The organism is Nitrosomonas limosa, from assembly GCF_054188085.1.
Map to the genome: position 1 here is coordinate 2,103,268 of NZ_CM135180.1, position 14,630 is coordinate 2,117,897.

The following is a 14,630-nucleotide window of genomic DNA, read 5'->3' on the forward strand; positions in this document are numbered from 1 at the left end:
AGATAGGCGAAGAAACGAGCACCGCGCACCGCAGAGTAAGTTGCTCGAATAGTCAATTTACAGCGCTAGGATTTAGCGGCGCGCTGCGCTTCAATCAATGCAGGTGTCAGATGCGGCGTGATCAACTGCAGCAGTTGCGAGAATACTTTAGGGCTGCCGGCTATGATCTGACCGCTTTCCAGAAATGTGCCGTTGCCTTCCAGATCACCCACCAAGCCACCGGCTTCGGTAATCAGCAAGCAACCGGCCGCCATATCCCAAGGCGCCAAACCAATCTCCCAGAAACCATCATAGCGGCCCGCCGCTACATAGGCCAGATCCAGCGCGGCGGAACCAGGCCGGCGGATGCCTGAGGTACGCGGCACGATATCCTTAAACATGGCAAGGTACGCGTCTAAATGCGTCAAGTCGCGGAATGGAATCCCGGTTCCGATCAGACAGTCTTCTAACTTGGTGCGCTTGCTGACACGAATGCGGCGGTCATTCAGAAATGCACCCGTTCCTCTGCTCGCTGTGAATAACTCATTCATGTTCGGATCGTAAACTACCGCATGGGTTAATACGCCTTTATGCTTGAGCGCAATCGAAACCGAGTACTTGGGAAAACCATGCAAGAAATTAGTGGTGCCATCCAGCGGATCGATGATCCACAAAAATTCCGATTTTTCGTGATCACCTTGCCGCCCGCTTTCCTCCGCCAGAATCGCATGATCCGGGTAAGCCGCATGCAGCACCTTAATAATCGCCGCTTCCGCTGCACCATCCACCTCACTCACATAATCACTATGCGATTTTTTCGATACCGTCAGCAAATCCAGATTTTGCGAAGCTTGATTAATAATACTACCGGCACGGCGCGCGGCTTTCACCGCTATGGTCAACATCGGATGCATAAACTTGATTCGTAAAAATTAGCAAAGGCTGCGATTCTAATATGAATCGATTATGCCTGCTTGTTTTTGTAGGATTTTGAACGATCCGGTTACGAATTTCGGACAAGGATACAAATTACAATTCTCATACTGCTTCAGGATAGTTTTCTTCCGATTCCGTCAGCTTTTGTAAGCTTCACCAACAATCGGGATATTTTCTGAAGCGAAACCCAGAAAATGGTCATTTATCGGGATAAACATCATCTATTTATTGTTAAATGGATTTGCTAAAATTGCTTTAGAGAATAATAGATTATAAAAATTTTCACAAGTATTTGATTAAATTAATTAATTACTTAAGAACAACGTGGCCCGGTCAATAATTAATTAAGTCCCGCTAAAAGGGATTTATTCAATTTATAAATACAATAACAAACATGGTTGAGCCGTCTAGTACAAAAATACGCATTCTGGTTGCCGAGAGTTTTGAGTTAGTCAGTCTTGGTTTACGATCGTTGTTTGAAAAGGACGCTGTTGTCCGTCTGATTGCGGACACGAATTCCATAGAAGATCTGTTCGATTTAACGTCGCAGCATAACCCCGATGTGATTTTGATGGATTTACTCCTCTGCGACCAGAATTATGCTGAGGATATCGCCAAGTTACTGCAAATTAGCCCGCAAAGCAAAGTGCTTGCTTTTTCTCATCACAATAACGAACAAACGCACCTGCAAACATTCCGCTCGGGTGCCGCCGGCATTATCAGCAAGCAACATCCTTCGGACATGCTGCTTAAAGCCATCTATGCCATTCATGCCGGGCAAATCTGGTTTGATCGCAATGTCACCAAATTGCTTTGGCAAGCGCAATTTACCCCAAAACCCAGCACGGAACCGCACCCCGCTGCAAAACTGCCCAATCAGCCTAAACTGAGCGACAGCGAGCGCCATATTGCCTACCTGGCATGTAAGGGCTTATCCGCCAAGGAAATGAGCGCGCAATTGCTGGTCACCGAGAAAACCGTGCGGAATCAATTGTCGGTTATCTATAAGAAAATCGGCGTCAAGAAGCAAATCGAACTGTGCCTGAAAGCACCTTTGTACAATTACTTCAAAGAATCCTACTTAATCGGGACATTTAACCCGACGGATACGGATAATTAACCCATATAAAAGTTATTTATCCTGCAAGATACTGAAAATTAGCGGCATCTTAGGGACAAATGACATCTACTTAGCCGAAGTTATCTTTGCTAAAATCCCTCTCTGATTAAATAGATAGCAATCTTTTACCTCTGCTATCTATTACTCAAATCGTAGGTTTCAAGAGAATTGTGAATTTCATTCAAAGTACCCGCACGAACCAACCGCGATGTATTTTCCCTTCATGATTCCCTGACTACGAAATATTTTTCACCACAGGAGGGAACCTAAATGTCGTTTCAAATAAATCAATCGAGTTGTGACATGCCGCTCTCGCAGCGCGGCATCGAAACAGCGAAGATTTCATACCGCTCGTTGTGCATACGAGCTGCCGCCGGTTTTACGTTGGCAATGTCGATCGCTTTTATCGGCATCGACAAAAGCTATGCTGCCGAACATGTTATCGAGATGACTGCAGAAGATATTGCAGACGATGGCTTCGGCAACAAATTGCTGGCTTATAAAATGCTCAGCCATAAAGTGGATGGCCTGGACGTCACCGACCGATACAGTCCCAATGCCACCATTCCAGGACCGATCATCGAATTAACCGAGGGCGACAAAGTCAAGCTGACACTTTTTAATGCGATCTCGGGTGATTATCCGGTCAAGGGAATCAGCCAGCAGGTGAGCGTACACGTGCATGGCGTTCATTACAGAATCCTGAGCGATGGCACACTCAAAGTCATCAATCGGATCCTCGACGAGGGCGCCGGTGAAGGCCCGGAAAACACCTTCGTATCGTACGAATATGAATGGGACGTCGCGCCCGGAACCGCAGGAACCTGGGCATACCACGATCACAATTACGAAAACCATAATGGTGCGGAGCATAAAGGTTTATTCGGCGCAATCATCGTCAATCCGGCAGCCAATCCCAAACCCCACAATGCATTTAAATATTCGAAAGAATATGTGCTCTATCTCGGGGACGATGCTTTCTGGGGTGTGGAAATCGATAGCGCCACCAAAAAGCAAACCAAGCACGGTGTCAATCCAACGCTCAACGCACCTAAAAACACTGATGTCCGGTTTCATCTCATTGCTTTAGGCACGGATCTCCATCAATTCACATTGAACGGTTATAAATGGCTCGATCCGGGTACACCCAAGCTTATCAATCAAGCCGCAATCGGCCCTCTGGAAAAACACGTTTTCTATGTCAGAGCCAAAAACAGCACGCAATACATGGATAACAACTTTTCAAACAAATTACTGGGCATGAAAGGCAACTTTATTGTTGATTAATAAGCAAATACGCATCCCAATATTAAGGATCACATCATGAATGAACAGATTATAAGATTCAACAAACACATTGCGGCAATGGCAATCCATATCCTATTTGCCATCGCTTTGTTGTCATCATCGATGGCAATGGCCGCGATTCATAGTTTTAGTTTTACCGCCAAAACCTTACCTAACGGGCAATTAGGCTACGCAGTGGGCGCTGCCGAAGCCGTGATTCCCGGGCCAGCCGTATTCGTCAAACAAGGCGATACCATTCAGGTTACGCTGACCAACACCACCGCAGTCGACGTTGGATTCAATGTGCCGGGGCTAGTCAACAGCAATACCGCAAAAGCCAAACCGGGTGAAACCCAGAGCTATACGTTACATGCCAACAAAACCGGTACCTATGTGTATCACGGCGACAACAATGGCAAAGAGTTGCTAGGGCTGTTTGGCGCCATCATCGTCGACAAGAAGAACGGTCCGATCGACAGTTTCGTCGATGACAACGGCAGCATCGTTCCGGTCACGCAAGCCGATCTGGATAAACAATTTGTATTGTTTATGGTCGGTTCGACCTTCTGGGGTACCGAAATCTCAGCGGATGGCGCGCAAAAACCGCTTTGGGCAGCCCCCGATCTGGGCGCCGTTGAGAACGATCTGGTACGTTTCCATGTGTTGTCGGTAGGACCTGGACACACCTTCCATCTACATGCGCACCGCTGGCTCAAGACCGGCACTGCCACCGTGATCGACACCAAATTGCTGGCCGATGGCACCGATACCCACAGCTTCACGATTAAAGCCGGCAGCGGCGTCGGTCCCGGCGATTGGCAATTCCACTGTCACTTGATCGCGCACATGGAAGCCGGCATGCACGGCAGTTTCCGGGTTGATCCTGCCGGTGGCGACGGCCACAGCGTTGTTGGCGCATCGCCTTATGGCAATATTCTGCTGGGCGCGCGTCCTTCAGAACCCGGTTTGGTGACATTGGAAGTCAGCGACGAACCAGCGAGCTGGTTTAGAAGTCCACGTGGCGATGCCATCGTTGGATTGCCTTTCGATATCAAAACCAAATCGCTGGAAGTGATCTATCCAGGCAGCAGCGTAAACTTCATCATGTCCGATACCCATGGCGTGCACACTATCAGTACGCTGTTATGGCCTACCGGCGCGCACCATATGCCATTCGATCAAAGTGCCGCCTACCGTGGCGGCGGTATCGTCAAACTGACGACACCGGGACTGTACGTGTTTACTTGTAAAGTGCATCCGTACATGTTCGGCGCGGTGATTGTCGATGATCCTGAAACCGAAGGGCTCGATTTAGGTAATCCGGCAATGGACTATAAGATCGATCTGGTGACCGGCATCAGCGGCTTGCCAACCAGCAGCGATCTCGCAGTTCGTTTGCTCAGAACGTTCTTCGTGGCTACATCACCCAGCAATTGGCAGGATTATTCATCCGGTATCTGGAACTTAAAATTTCCAACCCTGCCGGTTAGAATTTCCGGCGCTCCGTTTGGAAACGTTACGGATGGCGGCCTAGCCTTGGCGTTATCCGCGTTGAATGTGATCGATGCGCCTTTAGACGCTGGTACCGTACCGGCAGTGCCTGGCGTTGGGGAAGTATGGGTTAACACGCAATTCGAGAAAACCGCCGGTAAGTACAAACCCGGTACCACGACCGTTATCGATACCAGCAACTGGACGGTTAAACGCAAAGTCGCATTGCCGGAAATCAACAACAACAATCCGCATAATATGTGGCCAAGCCGCGATCAATCGGTGATATATCAAACCCAATGGTTCGATACCAAATTATCGATCATTGATCGTGAAACCGGCGCATTGATTAAAAACATCAGAGTTGGCGATACCCCGTCGCATGTGGTGACATTGCCTTCCAACGATGACCTTACCATTGCAATCAATGGCGAGAACGGTATTGCAATCATGCCTGCCGGCACGACCACGCTGAGCAAAATGCTGCCGACGCAAGCGCATGGCCATACCTCAGCCAACCCGCATGGTCATTGGGTAAGCGCTGACGGCACCAAGATTGTGACGCCGAACATCAATACCAATGACATTGGTGTTTATGGTTCTTCCGGCGGCATACTGGCGCGCACGCCAACCGGTAATAATGCACCGGGTGCTCATCCGATCGCGATTGGCATGATGCCGGATTCGAGCAAAATCTATGCAGCCAACTTGTTGCATCATTCGCTATCGGTGCTTGATGGCGCAAGCGGCGCATTGCTGAAAACCATCAATCTGATCGCGGACTACAATCCGATCGATGGCAGCTTTGCCGATAATGACGGCAACGGCGCGATAGCCGTTGGTGTATTGCCGATTCAAACGCCGGTTTCTCCGGATGGCAAAGCCGTGGTGATCGCTTCAACCGGCGGTCAAATCGTGATCGTCGATACCGCAACCGATGCCATTGTCAAAATGCTGCCGTGCGATCCGGGTTGCCACGGCGCCAACTTCGGCGCGAAACAGGGTGGCGGCTATTACGCATACGTGACGACCAAATTCGGTAACCGGTTGACGGTGGTCGATGTGGATCCGAACGGTGACGGCAATCTCAGCGACGCCGATATTGTCGGTTATGTTTCTCTGGTGGATACCGCAGCTACTGCCAAAGACGATACCGTCAGCAGCTTGCCGGGATTCGGCGGACAAGGGGTACTGGCGGTTCCTAACGTCTACAACGGCTGGGTGCAAAACCTGCCGGACGAATGGAAAGCCGGTTTGACTGCGGCCCAAAGAAATCCGATCGGGGATTAAGTCTAAGTCACCAACACCGCTCAAGCAGCCAGCTGCTTTACCACTGATAGCTGCTTGAGCGGTTTCCAATTGAATGAAGGGCGTCTCTAAAAATTCAGTTAGATGTAAGGAAATATTTTTTGATTAACGAAGTATTGCTTAGAGATGCCCTGAAGCGGTTAACACGGAAGTGTTAGCCGCTTTGCACTTTCGGTTGAGGTGAAAATTCTCTCACCGGCGCAACACTCACAATCAATCGCGCCCAAAAAAACACCCCACTAAGCAAATAGTGAGGTGCTAAGGCTTCGTTTCGCGCTATCTGGCTGCGAACGAACAAAATAATCTAATAATTCAATCAAACATAAATTAGTTGATTCTGAATGATGCGGATCTTAGAAGCCGATACCGACATAACCACCGGTGGTCAAACCGCTAAAGCTGGAACCGTCCAATCCGCCGGGAACATAATGGTAGCGCGCATCGACACCGACGAAGAAATCGCGCCAAATATTGTATTCAACACCACCGCCGAACATAATGCCGGGAGAAATATACGTAACCGACTCGGACGGCGGGCTGATCACATGAATGCCCAAACCGGCCGGTATGAGCCAGGGTCTGATCTTATATTTCGCAAAATGATTAAACTTGATTTTGGGCGCAGCGGTCAAGGTAAATTGATTCACCGTCACACTTCGCGGGTTGAGCGGCGCGCCCGCCAAGATGCTGGGCTCGTTCGCCAGCGCATTACCAGGAACATGTCCAAATTGTTTGTATTCAAACATCAACTCCGCATCGATCTCGGTTTTAGGAATAAAGCCCCAGCCATCGCGGGTCAATTGATAATCAAAGCCGGCACCGACATACCAGGCATCCCTTCCAGCTTGTTCTTGCGCACCCAGCGGTACAACACGGCTTTCCAGCGTGGCGCCGTTGCGAAGCGAATCGCTACGCGCATAACCGCCCCGGAAAAACAGCATGGTCCGCTTTTCGCTGACCCCTTCGAAATCCATTCCTGCTGGCTGACTACGTTCGGTGACTTGTTGAATTCTCTCAACTTTCTGCGTGGTTTGAGCCGATTCCGCTTTTACCCGGTTGAGTTCATTCTGAATTTCCTGCGTCTTAGCCGCTTCCGCTTTGATATTAGCTAGCTCTTGCTGAATTTGTTGCAACGCATTTTCCAATTGCCGGATACGCTGATTAGCCGCATCCTGTGCAAACAATTGCGGTGAGGCCAGTGTAAAAGTCAATAACAGCGAACTTGCCAGCATATTGTTGGCAAGCTTTTTCTTTTGTAAAAAATACTTCATATAATTTCCCTTTCTTAGGTTTCGTTATTGAGGTGTGACAATTTGCCCTAGTCGATGGAGAATAAGAAAATATTTTTGGTGCAACCTTGATCTATATCAACTTAGTAGCAATCAGCGATTTTACATAAATTTATGATCAACGAAAAAAACCTTTATTCATCGTTTCCTCCGCTTGAAAAAGCCCTGGATGATCCCAATGGTTTATTGGCGGTTGGCGGTGATTTGTCGCCGCAACGATTAATCGAGGCGTATCGCAGCGGTATCTTTCCGTGGTTCAACGAAGACGAACCGATTTTCTGGTGGAGTCCGGATCCAAGAATGGTGTTGTTTCCGGGAGAACTGAAAATCTCCCGGTCATTGCGCAAGACCCTTCACAAGGAGTATTACCAAATTCGCACCGATACGGCGTTTACGCAAGTCATGCAAGCTTGCGCTGCGCCTCGCAAGGGACAATCCGGTACCTGGATCCATCCGGAAATGATCGCAGCGTACACGGCGCTGCACGACATGGGCTTGGCGCATTCGGTGGAAACCTGGATCGACGGCGAGTTGGTTGGCGGTCTCTACGGTGTTGCTTTGGGAAAAGTGTTTTTCGGCGAATCAATGTTTTCGCGCAGCACCGATGCATCGAAAATTGCCTTCGTACATCTGGTGAAACAACTACAATATTGGGAATTCGGTTTGATCGATTGCCAAGTGAAAACCCATCACCTGTCATCGCTTGGCGCACGGGAAATTTCCCGCGCCAGCTTCAGCCGACAATTGGAAACTTTGATAAGCAATTGCATAAGCGGCGCCAAATGGAACTTCGATCGCATGCTACTTGGAACATCCGGATAATGCCGTGATTAAATTTCATACCACGAACCCTTATTCCTGCAGTTATTTACCCGGCAAATTGGCTTGCTCGGAAGTCGTTACGCCGGAGCATAGCATCGACATTAGCGCTTACGCGAAATTAATACAAACCGGCTTCCGGCGCAGCGGACATTACATTTATCGCCCCCATTGCGAGCATTGCCAAGCCTGCCTGTCGGTGCGCGTCAAGGCGAAATCCTTTGTGCCCAAACGGTTTCAGCGCCGTGCCTGGAAACAGCATCAGCATTTGCAAGTTACCGCTCATCCGCTGCATTACGATCCGGCACATTTCGCGCTCTATCAGCGCTATCAAACGATACGCCATGCAGGCGGCGGTATGGATCAGGATTGCCGCGAGCAATATCACAATTTTTTACTGCAAAGCCATGTCGATTCCATGTTGATTGAGTTTCGCGACCTTGATCAACTGCGCATGGTGAGCATCATTGACTTGTTGCCAGATGGTTTTTCATCGGTCTACACATTCTTTGATCCGGATATTGCCCATGCAAGTTTCGGCACGTACAGCATTCTGTGGCAAATTGAACAATGCCGGAATCTGGGAATGGATTATTTATATTTAGGCTATTGGATCCAGGAAAACCGGAAAATGCGCTACAAAATTAACTTCCAGCCGCTGGAAGTATTGCTGGATGGTCGGTGGCAACTGCTGGACGACAGCATTTTCTCGTAATTTTCATAGGACAAAGGTCATTTCAGGATAAAATCCGGCATGCTCTATCAATTTTTCCGTCCGCTGCTGTTTCAACTGAATCCCGAGTCCGCGCACCGATTCTCCTTGGCTGCGCTCGATCAGCTAACAAGATTAGGTTTGCTGCCCCGCGCCGAGATTGACTGTCAGCCCCGGAACGTCATGGGACTCACTTTTCCCAATCCGGTCGGATTGGCGGCCGGTTTGGATAAGAATGGCGAGCATCTCGAGGCGCTCGCCAGGCTCGGATTCGGTTTCATCGAAATCGGCACGGTCACGCCCCGACCGCAACCTGGAAATCCGGCGCCCCGCCTTTTCCGCGCGCCCGAAGCCAATGCCATCATTAATCGCCTCGGCTTTAATAACCACGGCGTCGACCGGCTGATCGAAAATGTCACGCGCTCAAGCTACCACGGTATTTTAGGGATCAATATCGGTAAGAATTTCGATACACCGATTGACAAAGCGGCCGAGGATTACCGGATCTGCCTGCACAAAGTCTATCGCTATGCCAGTTATGTAACAATCAACATCTCGTCACCCAATACCAAGAATTTGCGGGATTTGCAGTCTGCCGATGCATTGGATCAATTGCTCAGTCAACTCAAATCCGCGCAGCAAGAACTGTCGCAGACTCATGGAAAATACGTGCCGGTTGCCGTTAAAATCGCCCCCGATCTCGATACCGCACAGATCGAATCAATCGCGGCGTTATTGCTGAAACATCGCATGGATGCGGTCATTGCCACCAATACCACGCTTTCACGCGATGGCATCGCGCATTTGCCGGTTGCGCAAGAAAGCGGTGGACTGAGCGGTGCGCCGTTGAAACAGAGATCGACATCCATCGTTCAGCAATTGCACGGCTTCCTGCAAAATGCAATTCCTATCATCGGTGTCGGCGGCATACAGTCACTTGCAGATGCAGAGGAAAAACTGAACGCCGGTGCCAGCCTGATTCAGCTATATACCGGGCTGATTTATCATGGTCCGGGGCTGATCCGCACGATTGCGCAGGGACTCTGCACCGATCGGATTCCGCTCAAATCAAATTCCCATGAATCAACCATTGATTGATCAAATAGACGCGGTTTTGCCGCAAACACAGTGCGGCAAGTGCGGTCACCCTGGATGCAGACCTTATGCCGAGGCCATTGTTGAAGGCCGGGCTGATATCAATCAATGTCCTCCGGGAGATCAGGCCGGCATTGTTAAAATCGCAGAATTGCTGAATGTACCGCCTAAACCGCTGAATACTGCACACGGTTTTCCATCGCCTTGCAGAGTCGTTGCCATGATCGATGAGCGTTTGTGCATCGGCTGCACTTTCTGCCTCAAAGCATGCCCTGTCGATGCCATCGTCGGAGCCGCCAAACAAATGCATACCGTCATTGCAGCGGATTGCACCGGTTGCGAGTTATGCATCGCGCCTTGTCCGATGGATTGCATTCGCCTAATCCCAGCCGCTAAAGACGCTGCCGGCACGAACAGCCTTGACGCCGCGGAGCGCAAACAGCAAGCTGCGGATCGTGCGCGTATCCGGTTTCAACGCAGGCAGCAACGGCTCGAACGCGACAAACAGCGCGCCGCAGAAAAACCGATCAAATCCAAACCCGGCTCTACGGCTGAAAACACCAAAACAATCACTGATGAACGCAAGAAAGCCATGATCGAAGCAGCGCTGGCACGCGCTAAAATGATCCGCGCACAAACGCATACCGGCAATCCTGCAGCAAAACCGCATGAACTCAGCTAAACGGCATGAAATTTTCGCTTGCCTGAAAGCAGTCAATCCGTACCCAACCACGGAATTGGAGTATCGCACGCCTTTCGAACTGCTCATTGCCGTCATTCTTTCCGCGCAAGCGACCGACAAAAGCGTCAATTTGGCGACTCGGCAACTCTTTCCGCAGGCGAATACCCCGGAAAAAATCCTGGCGCTCGGCGAAACCGGCTTGACCGAGTGCATCAAGAGAATTGGCCTGTATAAGACCAAAACCAAGAATATATTGGCAACTTGCCAGTTATTGATACAACTGCACGATAGCAAGGTGCCCCAAACCCGCGAGCAACTGGAAAAATTACCGGGCGTCGGGCGCAAGACCGCTAATGTGATTTTGAATACGGCGTTCGGTGAGCCTACAATTGCGGTGGATACGCATATTTTTCGCGTTGCCAATCGCACCGGACTCGCTCGCGGCAAGAATGTGCTGGAAGTCGAGCTGAAACTGCTCAAAGCCGTTCCCAAGGAATATCGCCAGGATGCGCACCATTGGCTGATCCTCCATGGTCGCTATGTTTGCAAGGCGCGAAAACCGGAGTGCGCGATTTGCAAAATCAATCACTTGTGTGAATTCCCTGATAAAACTATCTGATTCCGATCATGTTTAAACCGACACGAGACCAAGCGCGGCAATTATTTTTTGAAACCTGGCGCAAATACCGCCAACGAGAAATTTTATCCGGCATCGAAACAATTGCGCTGGAAGTCATCTTGCAACACCCCGAATATCATGCGATTCTCGACGATTCCGAGCGCTTTCTGGATAAAGATTACTTACCCGAAATGGGCGATACCAATCCTTTTCTGCACATGAGCATGCATGTTGCAATTAAGGAACAGTTATCGATTAATCAGCCAATTGGAATTTGCGAACGATTTGCGCGCTTGCAGAAAAAAACCGGGAGCGAACATGTTGCCGCTCATCAGGTCATGGAATGCTTGGCAGAAATGATTTGGCAAGCGCAGCGCAATCAATCCGCACCGGACGCGGATATTTACTTCGCCTGCCTGGACAAGCAGCTCACTCGGCCAGCAAATTAAAAAAAAAGCCCTAGCAATATATGCTAAGGCTTTTTAGATTTTAACCGGGTAGATTAAAAACCCAGTTACAGATTATTTGTTCGAATTCAGGTTGCCAGGCAGGCTTGAATAATAGAAAGCCAGGTTGTCAATATCCGCTTCGCTTAAATTTGCTGCCATTCCAGCCATGATAGGATCTTGCCGCGCACCGGATTTATAATCTTTCAATGCTTTTACCAGGTAAGTTCTATATTGGCCGCCAATTTTTGGAAAATTAGGAGCAGGGCTGTTACCATCGGCGCCATGACATGAAGCACAGGCTTCGGCTGCTTTACTTTTACCAGCTTCGATATCCGCAGCCACTGCTTGACTAGAGATTATCAAGGCTGCACCGCTTAATGCGGCTATTACATAATTCTTCATAATTCCTTCCTTGCGTAGTTAACTCAATTAATTTTTAGAATAATAAGCAGCGAAATCTTCGAAATCTTGTTGCGATAATGTCTTAGCTAAACCGGTCATGGTCGGATGGCTGCGTGTGCCGTTTTTATATCCTTCCAGTGCCTTAATGATATATTCTGCGTGCTGCCCGCCCAGTTTCGGTACGTGATAAGCGGTTGGAAATGCCGTTTTATAATTTGGAATTCCGTGACAACCTTCACACATGGACAGTTTTTCTTTTGCCGCTGTTGCATCTCCAGCCGCTTGGGTCATCCCTGAAAATGCCAAGAGCAAACCCACAGTAAGTAATAAATTCATAACCAATTTTTGTTTCATATACGCCTCCTTCTCTCAAAAGTTGAACTTTAAACGATGCGCTCGATTTGGTCAATGAAAAGTGTAAGCATGTCCATGTTGTTTATAGGGAAATTGCCGTTCAAACATTACATTTTTGAGGTGGATTTTGACTCCAATTCTTCCCATCTGACTAAACAATCGGCCAGTTCTTTTTCAATCGCAGCATACCGTGTTTGTAATTCTTTCACTTCATCCGGAAAATCGCGATAAATGATCGGTTCATTTAAACGCAACGTAATGTTCGCTTGTTCTTGTTCCAAAAGATCAATCTTACTGGGCAAGCCTTCGAGCTCACGCGCCTCTTGGTAACTCAATTTTTTAGTTCGAGTAGACCTCGGTAATTTGGAAATACCGGCTGTTGAAGCATCTGGCTGCTTCGCTGCAATTTTCTGCGGAATGGTAGAATCTTCAAAATGTTTTGCACGATTCCAATCTTCATAACCGCCAATATATTCACACAATTTTCCATTTCCTTCAAATGCAATTACTTGCGTAACCACGTTATCCAGAAATTCCCGGTCATGGCTGACCAGAAACAAAGTACCGGAATAGTCCTGCAACAAAGTTTCCAGCAACTCCAGGGTTTCTATATCGAGATCGTTGGTCGGTTCATCCAGCACTAGCACATTGGCGGGACGGGTAAATAGCCGCGCCAGCAACAACCGGTTACGCTCACCGCCCGATAGCGATTTAACCGGCGAACGCGCACGCTCCGAGGGGAACAAGAAATCTTCCAAATAGCTGATGACATGCTTGCGTTTGCCATTAATCTCAACAAAATCCGATCCTGGGCTGATGGTATCCGTCAATATCATTTCTTCATTGAGCTGCTCGCGCATCTGATCGAAATAGGCCACCGTCAGCTTGGTTCCCTGCTGGATCGTGCCGGAATCAGGCTGCAACTCACCCAGAATCAATTTTAACAGCGTCGATTTCCCGGCGCCGTTGGGTCCTAGTAATCCTACCCGGTCACCGCGCAGAATGCGGCAGGAGAAATCGTTGATGATCACTTTATCGCCAAAACGCTTGCTGACATGTTCCAGCTCTGCGACCAGTTTCCCCGAGCGCTCGCCAGCATCCAGGCTGATATTTGCAGTGCCGGTTTTATCCCGCCGCGCCGCGCGCTCCAACCGCAACGCTTCCAATCTGCGCACCCTGCCTTCATTGCGCGTGCGCCGCGCTTCGATGCCCTTGCGGATCCATACCTCTTCCTGCGCCAGGATCTTATCGAATTTCTGATTGTGAATCGCTTCCACTTCGAGCATTTTGGCTTTTTCCCGCTGATAATCGCTAAATTTGCCTGCAAATGACTGCAAATGCCCGCGATCGAGTTCGACGATCCGGGTTGCGACATGATCGAGAAAGCGCCGGTCATGGGTAATGAACAACACACTGCCGGCAAAACTCTGTAACAATCCTTCCAGCCACTCGATCGAAGAAAAATCCAAATGGTTGGTCGGTTCGTCCAATAGCAATACATCCGGAGAAATCACCAATGCACGTGCCAATGCCACGCGCTTTTTAAGCCCGCCCGACAAATGCTCAATCAATGTATCCGCAGGCAGATTGAGTTTATCGATCACGGTTTCTATTTGTGCTTGCAGACTCCAGCCGCCTTCCACTTCCAGCGCACTTTGCAGCGCTTGCAAACGCTGCAACAGCGCCTCGGTATTTTCCGGCGTTTCGCTTAAAGCATGCGATACCGCATGATACTCCTGCAAAACACGGCTGATATTGCCCAAGCCGGTTGATACTTCCTGGAACACGGTATTGGCAGGATTCAGCAGCGGTTCTTGCGGCACATACGCCAACTTGATGTTCGGTGCACGCCACAATTTACCGTCATCGAGCTTGATTTCAGCCGCCAAAGCACGCAGCAGACTCGATTTGCCGCCGCCGTTGCGACCGATCAAACCGACTCGCTCACCCGCATCGAGTTGCAAGCTTGCATGATCGAGCAAAGCGTGATGACCAAAGGCTAAACAGGCATTTTCCAGCGTGATGAGGGGCATATAAGAAGATTACAGAAGCGGTTGCATGAGATTATAAGTAGGGGTGCAATTTTGT

Annotated in this window: 14 protein-coding genes; 9 read left to right on the forward strand and 5 right to left on the reverse strand. The window is 49.2% G+C overall.

Going from position 1 to position 14,630, the window contains the following annotated elements:
• Window positions 1-65 precede the first annotated feature (65 nt).
• Complete coding sequence (locus ACV7NC_RS09630) at window positions 66-893, reverse strand: inositol monophosphatase family protein (RefSeq protein WP_458152339.1); 828 nt, start codon at window positions 891-893, stop codon at window positions 66-68.
• Window positions 894-1,309: 416 nt separating this feature from the next.
• On the opposite strand from ACV7NC_RS09630, the gene ACV7NC_RS09635 reads away from it, so the two are divergent.
• The 3 genes from ACV7NC_RS09635 to ACV7NC_RS09645 all read left to right on the forward strand — a co-directional run bounded on the left by ACV7NC_RS09635 (window position 1,310) and on the right by ACV7NC_RS09645 (window position 6,103).
• Complete coding sequence (locus ACV7NC_RS09635) at window positions 1,310-2,035, forward strand: response regulator (protein ID WP_458152340.1); 726 nt, start codon at window positions 1,310-1,312, stop codon at window positions 2,033-2,035.
• 270 nt (window positions 2,036-2,305) lie between these two features.
• Window positions 2,306-3,322, forward strand: a complete 1,017-nt coding sequence (locus ACV7NC_RS09640; protein WP_458152341.1) for a multicopper oxidase domain-containing protein — start codon at window positions 2,306-2,308, stop codon at window positions 3,320-3,322.
• 36 nt (window positions 3,323-3,358) lie between these two features.
• Window positions 3,359-6,103: a multicopper oxidase domain-containing protein gene (locus tag ACV7NC_RS09645; RefSeq protein WP_458152342.1), complete on the forward strand. Its 2,745-nt coding sequence runs from the start codon at window positions 3,359-3,361 to the stop codon at window positions 6,101-6,103.
• A 371-nt stretch (window positions 6,104-6,474) separates the two neighbouring features.
• On the opposite strand, the gene ACV7NC_RS09650 is transcribed toward ACV7NC_RS09645, so the two are convergent.
• Entirely contained in the window at window positions 6,475-7,392 is a 918-nt protein-coding gene (locus tag ACV7NC_RS09650; protein ID WP_458152344.1) for a porin family protein, read from the reverse strand.
• A gap of 132 nt (window positions 7,393-7,524) precedes the next feature.
• Here ACV7NC_RS09650 and aat point away from each other — a divergent pair, with 132 nt between their 5' ends.
• From aat to ACV7NC_RS09680, 6 genes are read left to right on the forward strand one after another with little or no spacing between them, the layout of a single operon-like run.
• Entirely contained in the window at window positions 7,525-8,232 is a 708-nt protein-coding gene (aat, locus tag ACV7NC_RS09655; RefSeq protein WP_458152346.1) for a leucyl/phenylalanyl-tRNA--protein transferase, read from the forward strand.
• Window positions 8,233-8,236: 4 nt separating this feature from the next.
• Window positions 8,237-8,944, forward strand: coding sequence for an arginyltransferase (locus tag ACV7NC_RS09660; protein WP_458152348.1), 708 nt, complete (start codon window positions 8,237-8,239; stop codon window positions 8,942-8,944).
• 39 nt (window positions 8,945-8,983) lie between these two features.
• Window positions 8,984-10,039, forward strand: coding sequence for a quinone-dependent dihydroorotate dehydrogenase (locus ACV7NC_RS09665; protein ID WP_458152350.1), 1,056 nt, complete (start codon window positions 8,984-8,986; stop codon window positions 10,037-10,039).
• A complete protein-coding gene (locus ACV7NC_RS09670; RefSeq protein WP_458152352.1) occupies window positions 10,020-10,718 on the forward strand; it encodes an RnfABCDGE type electron transport complex subunit B in 699 nt (232 codons plus the stop codon). The genes ACV7NC_RS09665 and ACV7NC_RS09670 overlap by 20 nt, the downstream gene beginning before the upstream one ends.
• Complete coding sequence (gene nth / locus ACV7NC_RS09675; RefSeq protein ID WP_458152354.1) at window positions 10,705-11,337, forward strand: endonuclease III; 633 nt, start codon at window positions 10,705-10,707, stop codon at window positions 11,335-11,337. The genes ACV7NC_RS09670 and nth overlap by 14 nt, the downstream gene beginning before the upstream one ends.
• An 8-nt stretch (window positions 11,338-11,345) precedes the next feature.
• Entirely contained in the window at window positions 11,346-11,786 is a 441-nt protein-coding gene (locus ACV7NC_RS09680; RefSeq protein WP_458152356.1) for a DUF1841 family protein, read from the forward strand.
• A gap of 72 nt (window positions 11,787-11,858) precedes the next feature.
• Here ACV7NC_RS09680 and ACV7NC_RS09685 read toward each other — a convergent pair whose 3' ends face one another.
• From ACV7NC_RS09685 to ACV7NC_RS09695, 3 genes are all read right to left on the reverse strand, one after another.
• Window positions 11,859-12,188 (reverse strand): c-type cytochrome, encoded by a 330-nt coding sequence (locus ACV7NC_RS09685; RefSeq protein WP_458152357.1) that lies wholly within the window; start codon window positions 12,186-12,188, stop codon window positions 11,859-11,861.
• A 27-nt stretch (window positions 12,189-12,215) separates the two neighbouring features.
• On the reverse strand, window positions 12,216-12,542 hold the full coding sequence (locus tag ACV7NC_RS09690; protein WP_458152359.1) for a c-type cytochrome: 327 nt from the start codon (window positions 12,540-12,542) through the stop codon (window positions 12,216-12,218).
• 107 nt (window positions 12,543-12,649) lie between these two features.
• Window positions 12,650-14,575 (reverse strand): ATP-binding cassette domain-containing protein, encoded by a 1,926-nt coding sequence (locus ACV7NC_RS09695; RefSeq protein WP_458152360.1) that lies wholly within the window; start codon window positions 14,573-14,575, stop codon window positions 12,650-12,652.
• Window positions 14,576-14,630 lie beyond the last annotated feature (55 nt).